This window comes from Vineibacter terrae (genome assembly GCF_008039615.1).
Taxonomy (GTDB): Bacteria; Pseudomonadota; Alphaproteobacteria; order Reyranellales; family Reyranellaceae; genus Vineibacter; species Vineibacter terrae.
Genome location: NZ_VDUZ01000011.1, coordinates 75,299 through 91,825 on the forward strand (window position 1 = coordinate 75,299; position 16,527 = coordinate 91,825).

Consider the following 16,527-nt stretch of genomic DNA (forward strand, 5'->3'; position numbering starts at 1 on the left):
GATCGCGCCGCCTGAGCCAGCACCAGGACTGTAGACGTCGACTTGCGTGCTCGCTAAGACGACGCGGCTGCAACAATAAGGTGACGTCGAGATGGGCAGGGCCTTTGTTTTCCCGGGGCAGGGATCGCAGGCGGTCGGGATGGGCGGCGAGCTGGCAGCGGCGTTCCCGGCGGCGCGCGAGGTCTTCCAGGAGGTCGACGAGGCGCTGAAGCAGAATCTCTTCCGCCTGATGCAGGAGGGGCCGGAGGCCGATCTGACCCTGACCGAGAACGCCCAGCCGGCGTTGATGGCGGTGAGCCTGGCTGCCGTGCGCGTCATCGAGAAGGAGGGCGGCAAGACCCTGCCGCAGGTCTGCAGCTATGTCGCCGGGCATTCGCTGGGCGAGTACTCGGCGCTGGCCGCAGCCGGCGCCCTGACGCTGGCCGACGCCGCGCGCCTGCTGAAGCTGCGCGGTCAGGCCATGCAGAAGGCGGTGCCGGTGGGCACCGGCGCGATGGCGGCCCTGCTGGGCGCGGAGGTGGACCAGGCGGTGGCCGTCTGCGCCGAGGCGGCACAGGGCGAGGTGGTCGAGGTCGCCAATGACAATGGCGGCGGGCAGGTGGTGATTTCCGGCCACAAGGAGGCCGTCGCCCGCGCCGTCGACGTGGCCAAGACCAAGGGCATCAAGCGCGCGATGATGCTGTCGGTCAGCGCGCCGTTCCATTGCGCGTTGATGCGGCCGGCCGCCGACGCCATGGAGGAGGCGCTCGACCGCGTGGCCCTGGCGCCGCCGCTGGTGCCCGTGGTTGCCAACGTCACGGCCGACGAGACCAGCGACCCGGCCCGGATCAAGGCGCTGCTGGTGCGGCAGGTCACCGGCCGCGTGCGCTGGCGCGAATGCGTGCTGGCGATGAAGGCCAAGGGTGTTGAAACCGAGGTCGAGGTCGGTGCCGGCAAGGTGCTGACCGGCATGCTCAAGCGCATCGACAAGGACGTCGCCGGCATTGCTGTCGGCACGCCGGCCGACATCGAGGCCTTCCTGAAGACGATGTGACGCCTTTCGGATGCGCGCGGTCCGAGTGAAGAGTGAAGGGGTTCCCGCATGTTCGATCTGACAGGCAAGACCGCCCTCGTGACAGGCGCTTCCGGCGGCATCGGCGGCGCCATCGCCCGTGCCCTGCATGGGCAGGGCGCGACGGTGACGGTATCGGGCACGCGCGCCGATGCCCTGGAGGCGCTCAAGGCGTCGCTCGGCGAGCGCGTCCATGTGGTGGCTGCCCGGATGGATGACGGCGCCGAGATCGACCGCCTGGCCAAGGAGGCGGAGGCGGCGATGGGCCGGATCGATATCCTGGTCAACAACGCCGGCATCACGCGCGACAACATCTCCATGCGGCTGAAGGATGAGGAGTGGGACAAGGTCCTGCAGGTCAACCTCAGCGGCACATTCCGGCTCACCCGCGCCGTGATGCGGGGCATGATGCGCCGCCGCTTCGGCCGCATCATCAGCATCACCTCGGTGGTCGGCGTCACGGGCAACCCTGGCCAGGCCAACTACGCCGCATCGAAGGCGGGGCTGATCGGCATGTCCAAGTCGCTGGCGCAGGAGCTGGCGTCGCGCGCCATCACCGTGAATTGCGTGGCGCCGGGATTCATCGCCACGCCCATGACCGATGTGCTGAGCGAGGAGCAGAAGAAGGCCATCCTCACCCGTGTGCCGGGCGAGCGGCTGGGCACGCCGCAGGAGATCGCCGCCGGTGTCGTCTACCTGGCCTCCGATGAAGCCGGCTATGTCACCGGCCAGACCCTGCACATCAACGGCGGCATGGCGATGATCTGAGCGCCGTGGCGTGGCGCGGCGTTGTCGCATATGGGACGGGATGGCACGCCGCGGCTTCCCTCGCTGCGCTTGGGGTGACAGAAAGGCATATGCGGCCGCCCTGTTCGCGGGGCGGACCGTCCAAGCGCACCATGCGCTTGTTTCCTATGACCTTTCACCGGCCGGCCTTGAAATCGGTCGGCATGTCGGATAAGCGGGCACAGCCGGTTCCTCCGGCGACAGAGGCCGGCCGCCCGGCGTGAAGGCGGATAACCAACGACTCCAGAGGACCGACATGAGCGACGTCGCGGACCGTGTGAAGAAGATCGTCATTGAACATCTGGGCGTCGAGGACGCGCAGGTGAAGCCCGAGGCGAAGTTCATCGATGATCTCGGTGCCGACAGCCTTGATACCGTCGAGCTGGTCATGGCGTTCGAAGAGGAGTTCGGCGTCGAGATCCCCGACGACGCGGCCGAGAAGATTCAGACCGTCGGCGACGCCATCAAGTTTATTGAAGCGAATTCCTGACGCCAGCCGGCGCCGGCCGGCATAGGGCCGAGCCGGCGATTGGCCCCGTAGGGGCGCTGGAACGGGATAGGGTGTACGATGCGGCGCGTGGTCGTGACAGGCATGGGGATGGTGACGCCGTTGGGTGACGGCGTGGACACCACTTGGCGGCGTCTGATCGCAGGCGAGTCGGGCATCCGCGCCATCCAGTCCTTCGACACGTCGGATCTGCCGACCAAGATCGCGGGCGAGGTGCCTGTCGGCGACAAGGCCAACGGCCATTTCAACGCCGACCTCTATATGCCGCCCAAGGACCAGCGCAAGGTCGACCGGTTCATCGTCTTCGCCGTCTCGGCCGCCTCCCAGGCGATCGAGGATTCGGGTTGGCAGGCCGCGACCGACGAGGACCGTGAGCGGGCCGGCGTGATGATCGGCTCGGGCATCGGCGGGTTGCAGACGATCTACGAGGGATCGCTGACCGTGAAGGAGAAGGGGCCGCGCCGGCTGTCGCCATTCTTCATCCCGTCCGCCCTGATCAACCTGGCGTCGGGCCAGGTATCCATCAAGTACGGCCTGAAGGGCCCCAATCATGCGGTGGTGACGGCGTGCTCGACCGGCGCCCATGCCATCGGCGATGCGGCGCGGCTGATCGCGCTGGACGATGCCGACATGATGGTCGCCGGCGGCGCCGAGGCCGCCGTGTGCCGGCTGGGCTTCGCCGGCTTCAACGCCTGCCGCGCGATGTCGACCGCCTACAACGACACGCCGGCCAAGGCCTCTCGCCCCTGGGACAAGGGACGCGACGGCTTCGTGATGGGTGAAGGCGCTGGTGCCGTGGTGCTCGAGGAGTACGAGCACGCCCGCCGGCGCGGCGCCCGGATCTATGCCGAGATCGTGGGCTATGGCTTGTCGGGCGACGCCTATCACATCACGGCGCCGGCCGAGGACGGCGACGGCGGCTTTCGCGCGATGCGCGCCGCCCTGAAGCGGGCCGGCCTGGCCACCGACAAGATCGACTACATCAACGCCCACGGCACCTCGACGCCGCTGGGCGACGAGATCGAGCTGGGCGCCGTGAAGCGCCTGTTCGGCGCCGATGCCTACAAGCTCTCGATGTCGTCGACCAAGTCGGCGACCGGGCACCTGCTGGGTGCGGCGGGCGCGATCGAGGCGATCTTCGCGATCCGGACCCTGACCGACCAGATCGTGCCACCGACCATCAACCTCGACGATCCCTCCGAAGGCTGCGACATCGACCTGGTGCCGCACAAGGCCAAGGAGCGCAAGGTGCGCTACGCGCTCTCCAACTCGTTCGGCTTCGGCGGCACCAACGCCTCGGTGATCTTCTCGGCCGTCTAAGGCGTCTCCCTCACGACCGCTTGCTGCTGCAGTCCCGCGCCCGGCGAGGCCTCGGTTCGAGGTGGCGCATGGCGCGCGTCGGCGCTCGCGTGATGGCGCGAGCCGAATGATGGCGCCGGTGACGGCGGCGCGCTGCGGACGATCCGCCGCACGATCCAGATCGAAGCCGCCGCCACGGCGGCGCCGGCGATCATGTCGACCAGATAGTGGCTGCCGTGCATGGGGGTGGCGGCGAGCATGAGGACATTGGCGGCCAGCACCACCCACTTCACGATGCGTGTCGTCCATGCCGCCCAGATGAAGATCAACGCGCAGATGGTGTGGAACGACGGAAAATATACCAGCCCCACGCCTCCTGCTTTCAGGGCCTGTTCCGGTTCGCCGTTGCGCATCAGCGCAAGGGGCTCGGTTGCGTTGTCGGCCGTGACGAGGTGGCTGCCCCTCAGGTCAAGTGTGCCACCGTGATAGTGCTCGTATGGACCCGATGCCGGGAAGAAGAAGACCATCACGGTCAAGATGACCATGGACAGCAGCATGGCGTTGGTGAACGTGTAGAGGCGCTGGGCATCCTGCGCCATGATCATGAAGTACATCAATATGAAGGGCTGATAGAATATTGAAAGATAAGCATATCTTAGCGATTTCACGGCTGTGGGGTATTGTGCCAGCCACTCGACGTGAGCCCGCCAGTTGAACCCCAGGGCGTGGTCGAGGCCGGCCAGCGTGGGATCGATGAGGGGCTGGCTGCGTCCGCTGAAGAGCATCAGCGAGCTCGCCAGGCCGTTTGTTGCCAGGGACATGTAGAGAAGGCCAAGAGCAGTGGCGGTCAGGGCGAGACGCCGCTGATGCATTGCCTCGAAGGCCAATCCGGCAGCAAGAAGCGACAAGCAGATGGGGATGTACTGCCAGTCGGCAGCGCCGTTCGCGAGGACAGCGTCGATATAAATCACTTCAATGAGGGTCACTGTCCCGACGAACGCCAGGGTGCCGAAATGCAGTCTTTTGAAACCCGGATCGTACAAAGAACGTGAGAACACGACAGCTAGGCTCATGTGTTTTCAAGATTTTTGAGTGCCTCAGTGCCTGAACCATGTCGGTCCTGCCCATGATGCGCAATGCGATTCGACACCGAACTGGCATGGATCCAAGGTGGCTATAAATTCCTGAAAAGAGAAATCCCCACGACAAAGCTGACGACGTCTCGAAACATATGTCGATCCCGGCCGCAACGTATTGATTTGGCTGGATCATTGCCCGATGCCGGAGGCCCGGTGGAGCGGCGATCGCTCCGTTTCGGATTGAATCGTGTCAAAACAAAGAAATATTGTGTTTACTTAAAGATGGGAATGGGGTTCTATGTAGGCGTACATTTTAGTTTAAGTAGAGCTTCTAATGTCGTGCCAGAAAACGAGCCTTTGGACGACTGGGCGTCGGAGTTCCCTCCGGCGCCTGAATATGGCTCCACCGCCAATGTCCGATTTCCACGTCTTCCTCCACAAAATTGTTTTCAAATGGAAAATCGGAAGCCTCCTATAGATTGATGGAGATACCGTAATGCTGTCCAAGATCCGCAAGCTCGCGAAGAATGAAGACGGTGCCACCGCGATCGAGTATGCCCTTATCGCCGCGCTGATCTCCGTCGCCGCCGTCGTGGCGTTCCAGAGCGTTGGCACCCAGATCTCCACCACGATGACGACCGTGAAGGAGAAGATGGCGAACGCTCCTGCGTCCAGCCCGTGATGGCTAGGGGCCCGCGGGCGGCTTGAGGCCGCTCGCGTTCCCCGGCAAGGCCAGGGGAGGTCAGGGAGGTCCGCATGTCGCAGGCGCTCCAGATCCTCGACCAAGCGTGTGTAGTGGCGTTCCCGGTTGTGGCGCTGCTGGCGGCGCGAAGTGACTGGTCTCGCTTCACCATCCCCAATCGACTGCCTGTCGCGATCGCCGGTCTTTGGGTGCTGCATGCGGTCCTGCTCCTGCTGCAGGGGGAGGCGCTGGCCTCCCTGGTATGGTCCGTCGGTATCGCGCTTGTCGTCTTCCTGATCGGTGCCGGCCTGTTTGCAGCCAATCTGCTCGGGGGCGGCGATGTCAAGCTGCTGGCCGCCGCGACCCTCTGGGCGCCGCTGCAGTTCGTTCTCCCCTTCATTGCGGTTGTGACCGTATCCGGCGCTGTCCTGGCGCTCGCTTTCCTCGTGCCGGGATTTGGCAATCGGCCGCCGGATCAAGCGGCGCCGGCCGGCGGGGCGGGCCACGGAAGCACCGCCGGGTTGCTGAAACGCAAGACGCCCTACGGCGTGTCGATCGCTGTCGGCTCGATAGCGATCGCGTTGAAGCTGCTGAATGTCCTGCCCGCCGGAGGCTGACCTGTGAATCCGTCGCGGATCCTGATGCTGCTCGTCGCCCTGGTCATTGCCGGCGGCACCGTCCTGTTCCTCCGTTCATATCTGAATGCCGAGCGGATGGCGGCTCAGCGCACCGTGGTTCAGCCCGTCCAGGAACCGCCCAAGCCGGCGCTGCAGGTTCTGGTGGCGCGCGGCGACGTGCGTACCGGCCAGATCGTCAAGCCCGACGACCTGCGCTGGCAGGCATGGCCGGAAGGCTCGCTCGCCCCGGCCTATGTCGTCGAGGGCCGCCGGCCGCTGTCCGACTTCGTTGGTGCCGTCGCCCGCTTCCCCATCTCGGCCGGCGAGCCGATCACCGAGGGGCGTGTCGTGCTGCCCGGCTCGCGCGGCTTCATGGCTGCCGTCCTGCAGCCGGGGATGCGAGCCATCTCGGTGCCGGTGACGGTGACCTCCGGGATCTCGGGCTTCGTATTTGCCGGCGACAAGGTCGATCTCATCCTGACGCATGCCCTTCAGCCGGCGGTCCAGGGCGAGAAGGAGGCGCATGCCAGCGAGACGATCCTGCGCGATATCCGGGTGATCGCCATGGACCAGCGGGTGGATGCGAAGCCGGGAGACCCGGCCCAGGTCGCCAAGACGGCGACCTTCGAGGTGACCCCCAAGCAAGGCGAGATCATCACGCTGGCCCAGGAGATGGGCAAGCTGTCCCTGGTCTTGCGCAGCCTGCAGGAATCGTCCGACGAGCCCGCGCCCGAAGGGCCGAGCTACACGCGCGACAACGAAGTCAGCTTTCTGCTGGCACCACGCCCCTCGAGCCGCCCCGCGGAACCCCCTCCGCCGGCGCCAACAACGACCGCACCGCCACCGCCGGCGGCGACGATCACGATCATCCGCGGCAGCGTCGTCGCGGACAGCGTGCCCGCCGCCGACGGCAAGAACGGCAGCGGCGGAGGTACAAAGCCATGACAGCTCTCGTCCTGCCATCGTCTCGCCGGTCGTCGATCCGGTATTGGTTGCCGCTGCTGGCGGTTGCCGCGGTCGCGGCCCTGGCCATGGGCCTGCCGGACAGGGCAATGGCCCAGACGCGAACCGACGGCCAGCCGGCTGCACGGACACCCGACAAACGATCCGCACCACAGCGTCCGGCGGCGCGCCAGCGCCCCGCCGCGGATCCTGCCGACACTTCGGCGGATGAGCTGAACCGCCGGTACAACGAGCGCCTGCGGCGGCAGGCGCAGGCGGGCGAGGAGGCGGCCCGTGCCGCCGACGAGGCGCGCCGTCGCCAGCAATCGTCGCCGGGCTTCTTCGGCCGCCTTTTCGGCTCGTCTTCGGATGATGAGCCGGACGCGCCACCGCCCGCGACACAGATCGGGGACCCGACCGCGTCGCCTGTCTACAGGCCACAGGATCGGGTGGCGCAGGTGCCGCCACCCGCGCCGCGCCGTCCCGACCAGGTCGCGCAGGCACCGCAGCCGCCGGTGACCATTCCGCCGCCGCCTGCCCCGCAGCCGGTGCCGATCCAGCCGCCGTCGCCGACGCTGATCACGCCGCCCGCGCCGCCGCCGGCCGTCGCGCCGCCGGTGACGCCGGTGCAGGTGCCGGTCGACGAGGCGCCGTCGCGCCGGTTTGGCCGCAGCGCGGTGGTGCCCACCGAGCAGCCCAGCCTGGCGGTCGATGCCGGCAAGGGCACGATCATCAGGCTGAAGGCGGCGGCGTCGACAGTCTTTGTCGCCAACCCCGACGTCGCCGATGTCCAGGTGAAGACGGGCAACACCATCTACGTCTTCGGCAAGAAGCCGGGTGAGACGGTGCTGTACGCCGTCGACGAGCAGGACCGTGTGCTGCTGAACACCGTCGTCGTCGTGGGCCACCCCGTCGGGCGCGTCGTCAGCAACGTGGCGTCGATGCCGGGCGGCTCGAACATCCAGGCCACGACCGTCGGCGGCACCGTCGTCCTGCAGGGCCGGTCGGACAACCCGGCGGCCATCGAGCAGGCGCGGCGCATGGCGGTCGGCGTGACCGGCGACCCCGCCAAGGTCATCAACAACGTGGCGCTCGACGGCTCCAACCAGGTGCTGCTGAAGGTCCGCATCGTCGAGGCCCAGCGCGAGACATTGAAGCGAATCGGGTTCAACTGGGAGGCGGTCTTCAAGCTGTCGGGCCGGCTGGCCGCCGGATTTGCGACCCCGACCGATATCGTCACCAGTCCGCTCACGCGGATCGGCGATCCGGCCGGCGGCGCCATCGCGGGCCGGTACGTCAAGGGCGGCACGGACATCACTGGCCTGATCGACCTGCTGGCGACCGAGAACATGCTGACTGTCCTTGCCGAGCCCAACCTGGCAGCCATGTCGGGCGAGACGGCGAGCTTCCTGGCGGGCGGCGAGTTTCCGATCGTCGTGCCGCAGCAGAACGGCCTGGCGACGATCACCTTCAAGCAGTTCGGCGTCAGCCTCGCCTTCACGCCGACCATCCATGGCAACGGCCGCATCACGTTGCGCTGCAAGCCCGAGGTCAGCCAGCTCAGCACCAATGGCCAGGTCACGATCCAGGGCTTCACGATTCCGGCGCTGACGACGCGTCGTGTCGACACGACCGTGGAGCTGGCGAGCGGCCAGAGCTTCGCGATCGCCGGCCTGATCCAGAAGACCGGCGTCCAGGACGTCAGCAAGCTGCCGGGCCTCGGCGAGATCCCGATCCTGGGGGCATTGTTCCGATCGGATTCCTTCCAGCGCAGCGAGAGCGAGCTGGTGGTGATCGTCACTCCCTACCTCGTGCGGCCGTCGAGCCGGCAGCTTTCGACGCCGCTGGACGGCTACGTGCCGCCCACCGATGCCGATCGCTACCTGCGGGATCGCACCTACCGGCCGCAGAGCGTCAGCAGCCAGCCGGCGCGGGGCGGCTCGACGCCGGCGCGGTCCGGCGGCTTCATGCTCGAGTAGACACGCCAGAGGAGGCTTCCGACATGCGCTTCCTTCGCGCGCTCTTCGTCGTCGCCGGGCTGGCGACTCCCCTGGCCGCCTGCGACGATCCCGAGACGGCCGTCCACTATGCGCCCAAGCAGCCGCGGGCCGACCGTGCCACGGCCTTGCACGGCGTCACCTTCGCGCCGCTGCGCGATGACCTTTCCGTCGGCGAGCGGCAGCGTCTGTCGGCCTTCGTGCGCGACCTTCCCGCGGATCGCACGTCGGTCACCCTGTTGACGGCAACGGACGGTGCATTGCAGGCGCAACGTGCCGCCGCGGTGCGCAGCCAGCTCCAGGGCCTGGGCCTGCCGGTGGCGGCCGTCGTCCGTGCGCAGGGTATTTCGGTCGGGCCCGACACGGTCGTCGTGTCCGCCGAGAGCTACTCGGCGCGCGCGCTCAACTGCCCCGACTGGAGCAAGTCGCCCGGCTACGATCCGCTGAACCTGCCGCACAGCAACCTCGGCTGCGCCAACGCCCGCAACATCGCCGACATGGTCGCCGATCCCCGTGACCTCGAGGTCGGGCGCACGCCGGGACCGGCCAGCGGGCATCTCGGCGCCTCGGCCGTTGATCGCCTGTACAACGACAAGGCCAAGAGCCCGGTCGCAACCCAATCGAATGTCACCGGCATCACTGGCGGCGGCGGGAACTGACGGACACAGGCAGCCGAATTCTGGAGACATGTTGACCATGGCCGTGCCAGCCACGCGCGATATGAACGTGACGATCCTGCCGCCGCTGCCGCCCGGCGCCTTCGTTGCGTTCGTGGAGGAACCGGAAACCCATGGACGCATCGCGGCCGACGTGCCGCCGGTGCTGGCCGGCCGGGCGGCGCTGCATGTCGTGGCCGGCGGCTTCATGGCGGCGATGCACATGTCCGACTGGCCGGCCGACCTGGGTGGCCTGATCCTCGACATCACGGAGTCGCCATCGCCCGTTGCCGACATGGCCGCGCTCGTGGGCGTGCTTCCCGAGGATTGCGTCATCATCGCCATCGGCGACGCCAATGATGTCCATCTGTTCCGTGATCTGGTAGGGGCAGGTGCCTCGGACTATCTCGTTCGTCCGCTCCCTGACGGCGCCCTGGGCAAGGCCGTTGAGACGGCGATCGCCGCCAAGGCGCGCGAGGTGGAGCTGCGGCACGCCAGGGCCGCCATCCAGGCCGCCGCGGCCGGAAAGGAAGCGGGGCCGCCGGATATCGCGCCGCTGGTTGTCGCCTGTATCGGCACGCGCGGCGGCGTTGGCACGACGACGATTGCCGTGGCGCTGGCCTCCATGCTCGGCCAGGCGCGGCGGCGCGAATCGCTGATTCTCGATCTCGACATTCACTACGGCTCGGTGATGCTGGCGCTCGACCTCGATCCCGCCGATGCGCTGCGCGAGGCGCTGTCGTCGCCACAGCGTGTGGACAATCTGTTTGTCGACCAGTCGGTGCAGCGCAAGACCGAATTTCTATGTGCGCTGGGTGCGGAAGACCCGCCGCGCGACGCGACCAGCCTGGAGGATGGGGCGATCGCCACGGTCGTGGCCGCCTACCAGCGGCGCTTTCGCCAGGTGGTGCTCGACACGCCGCGAGGTGATCCGTCGCTGCTGTGCCAGGCGCTCGAGGCGGCGACGGATCTCGTCCTGGTATGCGATCTGACGCTGGCGGGGACGCGTGATGCGATGCGGCTGCTGACCCTGGCGACCGATGTGGCGCCGCAGCTGCGCATTCACATGATCGCCGGCGGTGCCACCGATCCGAGGAAGGCGCCGATCAAGCTCGCCGACCTCGAGCGCAGCGTGAAGCAGAAGGCTGTCTGCCAGGTGGCCTTCGACGACAAGAACGTGGCGGCGGCGATCAATGCCGGCAAGCCGCTGAACGAGGCGATGCCGCGCAGCGTCGCGGTCAAGTCCCTGCAGCCGCTGGTGAATGCCATGCTGGCGGCCGTCGATCCCGATGCTGCCGCGGCGCGCAGCGATCCGTTCTGGTCCAGGCTGCTGAAGCCGAAGGGCAGGGTCAATACGGCCGCCGCAGGGGCGGGAGCCTGACGAATGTTCGGCCGCGGTCCGCGCAAGGGTGCTGCAGCGACGCCGCAGAAGGAGGATGTGCCGGGCGACATCCTCGCCGACCGGGTGGTGCGCCGCGCTCGGGCCGACGACATCGACTCCGACGATCGGGCCGCGCGGCTGGCGCGCTTGAGCGCAGCTCTGGAGGAGCCGTTGCGCCAGCGGCTGGAGGCGGAGCGTGCTGCCGGCCGCGCACCTGGCGAGGTCGCGCGCATCGCGGGCGAGGCTGTCCAGGCGCATTTCCGGGCTGCGGGCGTGACGCTGAGCGTTCTGGAGCTGCGCGGCTTCGTCAACCAGGCACTGACGTTGCCAGTCCCTGCGTCCGTCCGGCCGCAGATCGCCGAGGCGGCGGCTCAGGGCGTCGTTCCGTCGATGCCGACGGCACCGCGGGCCGCCGTCGTGCAGCTTCCGGCCATGCCCAAGGCTGTGCAGGCGCCTGTATTGTTCGCTGTGCCCGAGCCGGTTCCGGAAGCGGCGCGATCGGCTGACGCGGCCGGCAAGGCGATCCGGGCGCGCCTGGAGCAGTCGCGCCGGACCGTGCAGTCCATGCTGCTCAAGCGCATGGACGTCGCGGCGGCGGCCGAGCTGCCGCGGCATGAGCTGGAGCACCAGCTCGACGACCTCGTGCGCGAGATCCTGATCGAGATGAAGGTGCAGCTCAATCGCGCCGAGCAGAATGAGCTGCTTGCCATGCTGCTCGACGAGATGCTGGGCCTGGGGCCGGTCGAGCCCCTGCTGCGCGACGAGACGGTCACGGACATCCTGGTCAACGGGCCCAAGCAGGTCTATGTCGAGCGCCGCGGCAAGCTGGAGATGACCGATGTCGTCTTCGACGACAACGCCCATGTGCTGAACGTCTGCAACCGGATCGTCAGCCGCATCGGCCGCCGGGTCGATGAATCGAGCCCGATCGCCGACGCCCGCCTGCTCGACGGCAGCCGCGTCAACATCATCATCCCGCCGCTGGCGCTGGATGGGCCCAGCATCTCGATCCGCAAGTTCGGCAAGAAGTCGATCGGCTTCGATCAGATGGCAACACAGGGCAACATGTCGCCGCAGATGGCCACGGTGCTGCGCATCGCCTCGCGCTGCCGGCTCAACGTCCTGATCTCGGGCGGCACCGGCTCGGGCAAGACCACGCTGCTGAACGCCCTCTCGGGCATGATCGGGCTGGACGAGCGCGTGGTGACCATCGAGGACGCCGCCGAGCTGCGGCTGCAGCAGCCGCATGTGGTGCGCCTGGAGACGCGGCCGCCGAACCTCGAGGGCAGCGGCGAGATCACCATGCGCGACCTGGTGAAGAACGCGCTGCGCATGCGGCCGGAGCGGATCATCCTGGGCGAGGTGCGCGGGCCGGAGGCGGTCGACATGCTGCAGGCGATGAACACCGGCCATGACGGCTCGATGGGCACGCTGCACGCCAACCGGCCGCGCGAGGCGCTGACCCGGCTCGAGAACATGTTGGCGATGGCCAACCTCAACATCCCGAACAAGGCGATGCGTACCCAGATCGCCGGATCGCTGCACATGATCGTGCAGATCCAGCGCATGCGCGACGGCATGCGTCGCATCACCCACATCACCGAGGTGACGGGCATGGAAGGCGACGTCATCACCACCCAGGACCTGTTCACCTTCGAGTTCAAGGGCGAGGGGCCCGACGGCAAGCTGCTGGGCGTCTTCAAGAGCTCGGGCCTGCGGCCCAACTTCATGCCCAAGGCGGCGTATTTCGGCCTCGAGAAGGCGCTGATGGAGGCCATGGGGTGAGCGGCCTGGAGCAGATCTTCGGCACCGCCGACCCCTCGGTTCTGCTGGCGCTGGCGACCATCATCCTCGGCTTCTTCTGCGTGACGTACTTCACGCTGTTTGCCGGCCGCCAGGAGCGGCGCGTGCGCGAGCGCCTCGACGCGATGAGCCGGCGCATGCGGGGCATGGACTCACGTCAGGCGGAGCAGGCGCGGGCGCACCTCAGGAAGGTGGATGTCGACAGCCGGCATCCGTTGCTGGACCAGCTCGTTAAGCGCTTCCTGCCCAACCGCGAGGAGCTGCGCGCGCGCTTGCAGCGCACCGGCCGCAAATGGACAGTGGGTGACTACCTCCTTGGCTGCCTCGCCGTCGGGATCGCCTGCAGCGGTGCCTTGTATTTCGTCGGGCAGAGCCTGCCGCTGGTTCTGATCGGCGGCGTGGCGGTCGGCGTGGGCGTGCCGCACATGGTGGTCGGCATTCTGGGGCAGCGCCGGACCGACCGGTTCAATGCGCTGTTCCCCGACGCCATCGACCTGATCGTGCGTGCCTTGCGCTCCGGCATTCCGATCCAGGAGGCGGTCGCCACCGTCGGGCGCGACATGAGCGAACCCGTGGGGCCGTTGTTTGCCCAGGTGACGAACGAGGTCAGGCTCGGCGGCTCGCTCGAAGACTCGTTCTGGAACGCGGCCGACACCATCCGCGCCGCGGAGTTCAACTTCCTGATCATCAGCATGTCGATCCAGCGCGAGACCGGCGGCAACCTCGGCGAGACCCTGGCCAACCTCAGCAAGCTGCTGCGCGACCGGCGCCAGATGAGGCTCAAGATCAAGGCGTTCAGCTCGGAGGCACGGGCAACCTCGATGATCATCGGTGCGCTGCCGTTCACGGTCTGCGGGCTCATCTATTTTCTCAGCCCCGAATACATGTCGCTGCTGTTCACCGATCCCCGCGGCATCATGATGCTCATGATCGCCGGCGGCATGATGGCGGTGGGCCTCTTCATCATGAAGCGCCTGGCCACATTCGATATCTGAAAGGCAGGCGCCGCCATGATGGACCACGTGTTCTTCCTCGGGTTGACCGGCGAGGACATCGTCGTCTTTGCGGCCGGGATGGCAGCGTTGGTTGTCACCCTGGCGGCGTGGCGGGCCTTGCTGCCGGCGGAGAGCTACGCCGGCCGCCTGCGCGCGCTGCAGGACCGACGCACGCGGCTGAAGCACGAGCTGATGGCGGGGCAGCGCCGGTCGCGGCGGGTGGCGACGACAAGCATGCTGCGCCGCCTGTTGACCAGGCTGAACGCCTTGAAGGGAGACAGCTCGGCCAAGGCGCAGCAGCAGCTCACGGCAGCCGGCTTTCGCGGCAAGGATGCCATCGTGCTCTTCCTGTTCCTGAAGATGTGCCTGCCGATGGTCTTCGGCCTGCTGGCCGTGCTCGCCATCTATGTTCTCAAGGTCCTGGCGCTGCCGGACATGATGAAGCCGATCGCTGCCGTGGGCAGCGTGCTGCTGGGGTGGCTGGCACCGGATATCTTCCTGAAGAACATGGCTGAGCGCCGCAAGCTGGCTCTCACCCGGGCATTGCCGGAAGGGCTCGACCTTCTGACCATCTGTGTCGAGGCAGGATTGGGGCTGGATGCTGCGCTCACCCGGGTTGCGAAGGAGCTGCAGAACCTGTCCGCCGAGCTGTCGTACGAGCTGCAGCTCACCGCGATCGAGCTCACCTTCCTGCCCGATCGCCAGGCGGCGCTGGAGAACCTGTCAACGCGCAATGACGTGGCCGGCATCAGAGGGTTGGTCAATACGTTCCGGCAGACGGAGAAGTTCGGCACGCCCCTGGCGCAGTCGCTCAAGGTGCTGGCGGCGGAGTACCGCAGCGAGCGCATGATGAAGGCCGAAGAGAAGGGCGCCCGCTTGCCGGCGGTGATGACCGTTCCCTTGATGGTGTTCATTCTTCCGACCCTTTTCATCGTCATTCTGGGGCCGTCGATCATCAACATCATGGACGCCATGAAGTAGGGGCGGCCCTGACCCGGGTCATCGAGAAGGGGCGGAGCAGGTTTTGATTGTTTCATTTTGACATCGCTTGTTGGTCAATGTATGGAAACCCATAAGGCGAGTTGGCATTAAGAAAATATCTGCTCGCCACCAAGAAGAGATGTAGTAGGCGTGCCGGGTTCATTCCTCCACCCGGATGTATTTCAAAACAAGTCATAACAAGCGTGGCTGTTCGAGATCGTTGGTTCAGGCATCAGGCTGTCCGGAAATCTGCAGTGTCAGGCGAAGCGGTGTGTCGAGGCGGTTGCCCGCGGGCGCCGTTTGCTGTGTCGCGCTGCCGGTATCGAAGGCTGTCTCCGCCGCCGCGTCATCGAGTGGGCCTCGCTGCACCGTGAGGCTGTCATGTCGCGTTCCACTGTCACCGAGAAGCTGCTCGGCACGATCCGCCGGCTGCAGAGCGGACGAGACGGCGCGTCGCTGGTGATGGTCGCGCTTGCCGCGCCGTTGATCATCGGCTCGCTGGCGTTGGCGATCGATACCGGCGCCTGGTACATGGAGAAGCGCCGGACGCAGCAGATGGCCGATGCCGCCACCGTCGCGGGCGTGCGCGTCATCAAGAGTGGCGGCTCGGCGACGGCGGCCCGGCAGGTGGCGCTCAACGACGCCAAGAGGAACGGCTACGTCGAGGCGGCCAGCCATTCCTTCACGCTCGATTCACCGGCCGTGACGGGGCCGTATGCCGGCCAGCCGAATACGGTCGAGGTCACGATATCGCGGCCCCTGCCGCGCTTCTTCAGCCCCGTGGCGGCGACGGCCAGTGCCCGGTCGGTGGCCTACAAGCCCGCCATCCTCGGCAAGAACCTCGAGGTGGCCATGATGCTCGATGTCAGCGGATCCATGCGCTACGACACTGAGCTTCCCGGCATCACCAAGCTGAAGGCGATGCAGGATGCCGCCAAGGCGTTGATCGACACCGTCGTTCAGGATCAGCAGACGCCCTACACGTCGCGTGTCGCGCTGGTGCCGTACTCGTCCGCCGTGAATGTCGGCACCGGCACGATCGGCAGTGTCACGCTGTTCAAGAAGGTGACGAACCTGACGATCCCAACCACCACCTCGGGGTATGGGCAGAACGCCACCACGATCCAGTGGAGCAGCGTGGTCGAGCGCACCGGCAGCGCGCAGTACACCGACGATCTGCCGGAAGCCAACAAGTATCTCGGTGACTTCTATGGCTACCGGAGCTGGGGCATCAGCACCAACCAGCCGTCAGCGGCTTCGACGATCCAGTCGCTGTCGACCAGCCGCGACACCCTGAAGGCCACGATCGACGGCCTCAGCGCGGCCGGCTCGACCGCCGGCCACCTGGGCGCGGCATGGAGCTGGTATCTGCTGTCGCCGAAATGGGCGAGCCTGTGGACCGGCGGCAGCACGCCCAACAGCTACGGCACTGGCACTTACAAGGCCGTGGTGATCCTGTCGGATTTCGACATGAACACCTACTACCGGGGCAGCGACAGCTCGACGACGCAGACACGCAAGCTCTGTGATGCGATGCGGACCGCCGGGATCGTGGTCTACACGGTCGGCTACAACATTCCCGCCAACAACACCCGGGCTGATGGCCTGTGGAAGGATTGCGCCTACGACGAGACCAAGCGGTATTCGGCGAACACCGTCAGCGAGCTCTTGGCGGCGTTCCGGGCGATCGCGCAGGCGACGCTCAACGGCGCGTTGAACGATGACATCCGCCTGGGCGAGTGAAGGGAGG

At 66.9% G+C, this 16,527-nt stretch carries 16 protein-coding genes; 15 read left to right on the forward strand and 1 reads right to left on the reverse strand.

What is annotated here, in order from left to right; genetic code table 11:
* Positions 1 to 91: 91 nt before the first annotated feature.
* The 4 genes from fabD to fabF all read left to right on the forward strand — a co-directional run bounded on the left by fabD (position 92) and on the right by fabF (position 3,665).
* Positions 92 to 1,033 (forward strand): ACP S-malonyltransferase, encoded by a 942-nt coding sequence (gene fabD / locus FHP25_RS11945; protein ID WP_147847157.1) that lies wholly within the window; start codon positions 92 to 94, stop codon positions 1,031 to 1,033.
* A gap of 48 nt (positions 1,034 to 1,081) precedes the next feature.
* Complete coding sequence (fabG, locus tag FHP25_RS11950) at positions 1,082 to 1,819, forward strand: 3-oxoacyl-[acyl-carrier-protein] reductase (RefSeq protein ID WP_147847158.1); 738 nt, start codon at positions 1,082 to 1,084, stop codon at positions 1,817 to 1,819.
* Positions 1,820 to 2,093: 274 nt separating this feature from the next.
* On the forward strand, positions 2,094 to 2,327 hold the full coding sequence (locus tag FHP25_RS11955; protein WP_147847159.1) for an acyl carrier protein: 234 nt from the start codon (positions 2,094 to 2,096) through the stop codon (positions 2,325 to 2,327).
* Positions 2,328 to 2,405: 78 nt separating this feature from the next.
* Positions 2,406 to 3,665: a beta-ketoacyl-ACP synthase II gene (gene fabF, locus FHP25_RS11960; RefSeq protein ID WP_147847160.1), complete on the forward strand. Its 1,260-nt coding sequence runs from the start codon at positions 2,406 to 2,408 to the stop codon at positions 3,663 to 3,665.
* Here the strand turns inward: fabF and FHP25_RS11965 are convergent.
* Entirely contained in the window at positions 3,662 to 4,717 is a 1,056-nt protein-coding gene (locus FHP25_RS11965; RefSeq protein WP_147847161.1) for a phosphatase PAP2 family protein, read from the reverse strand. The two genes, fabF and FHP25_RS11965, sit on opposite strands and share 4 nt — an antisense overlap.
* 63 nt (positions 4,718 to 4,780) lie before the next feature.
* On the opposite strand from FHP25_RS11965, the gene FHP25_RS41360 reads away from it, so the two are divergent.
* The 11 genes from FHP25_RS41360 (at position 4,781) to FHP25_RS12015 (ending at position 16,520) form a co-directional block, all read left to right on the forward strand.
* A complete protein-coding gene (locus FHP25_RS41360) occupies positions 4,781 to 5,206 on the forward strand; it encodes a hypothetical protein (RefSeq protein ID WP_218578340.1) in 426 nt (141 codons plus the stop codon).
* Positions 5,207 to 5,219: 13 nt separating this feature from the next.
* Positions 5,220 to 5,405, forward strand: coding sequence for a Flp family type IVb pilin (locus tag FHP25_RS11970; RefSeq protein WP_178133473.1), 186 nt, complete (start codon positions 5,220 to 5,222; stop codon positions 5,403 to 5,405).
* Between the two features lie 74 nt (positions 5,406 to 5,479).
* On the forward strand, positions 5,480 to 6,022 hold the full coding sequence (locus tag FHP25_RS11975) for an A24 family peptidase (RefSeq protein ID WP_147847162.1): 543 nt from the start codon (positions 5,480 to 5,482) through the stop codon (positions 6,020 to 6,022).
* A gap of 3 nt (positions 6,023 to 6,025) precedes the next feature.
* Positions 6,026 to 6,967: a Flp pilus assembly protein CpaB gene (gene cpaB, locus FHP25_RS11980; protein ID WP_147847163.1), complete on the forward strand. Its 942-nt coding sequence runs from the start codon at positions 6,026 to 6,028 to the stop codon at positions 6,965 to 6,967.
* Positions 6,964 to 8,943 carry a type II and III secretion system protein family protein gene (locus FHP25_RS11985; protein WP_147847164.1) on the forward strand — a complete coding sequence of 660 codons (1,980 nt, stop codon included), beginning with the start codon at positions 6,964 to 6,966 and terminating at the stop codon, positions 8,941 to 8,943. Before cpaB ends, FHP25_RS11985 begins: the two co-directional genes overlap by 4 nt.
* 23 nt (positions 8,944 to 8,966) lie before the next feature.
* Complete coding sequence (locus tag FHP25_RS11990; protein WP_147847165.1) at positions 8,967 to 9,620, forward strand: CpaD family pilus assembly lipoprotein; 654 nt, start codon at positions 8,967 to 8,969, stop codon at positions 9,618 to 9,620.
* 37 nt (positions 9,621 to 9,657) lie between these two features.
* The gene (locus FHP25_RS11995; protein ID WP_178133474.1) at positions 9,658 to 10,998 is read left to right on the forward strand and encodes an AAA family ATPase; all 1,341 of its coding nucleotides are present in this window, start codon (positions 9,658 to 9,660) and stop codon (positions 10,996 to 10,998) included.
* Between the two features lie 390 nt (positions 10,999 to 11,388).
* Positions 11,389 to 12,783, forward strand: a complete 1,395-nt coding sequence (locus FHP25_RS12000) for a CpaF family protein (RefSeq protein WP_147847261.1) — start codon at positions 11,389 to 11,391, stop codon at positions 12,781 to 12,783.
* Positions 12,780 to 13,796, forward strand: coding sequence for a type II secretion system F family protein (locus FHP25_RS12005; protein ID WP_147847167.1), 1,017 nt, complete (start codon positions 12,780 to 12,782; stop codon positions 13,794 to 13,796). The genes FHP25_RS12000 and FHP25_RS12005 overlap by 4 nt, the downstream gene beginning before the upstream one ends.
* Before the next feature lie 15 nt (positions 13,797 to 13,811).
* Positions 13,812 to 14,777: a type II secretion system F family protein gene (locus tag FHP25_RS12010; RefSeq protein WP_147847168.1), complete on the forward strand. Its 966-nt coding sequence runs from the start codon at positions 13,812 to 13,814 to the stop codon at positions 14,775 to 14,777.
* A 381-nt stretch (positions 14,778 to 15,158) separates the two neighbouring features.
* Positions 15,159 to 16,520 carry a pilus assembly protein TadG-related protein gene (locus FHP25_RS12015; protein ID WP_147847169.1) on the forward strand — a complete coding sequence of 454 codons (1,362 nt, stop codon included), beginning with the start codon at positions 15,159 to 15,161 and terminating at the stop codon, positions 16,518 to 16,520.
* Positions 16,521 to 16,527 lie beyond the last annotated feature (7 nt).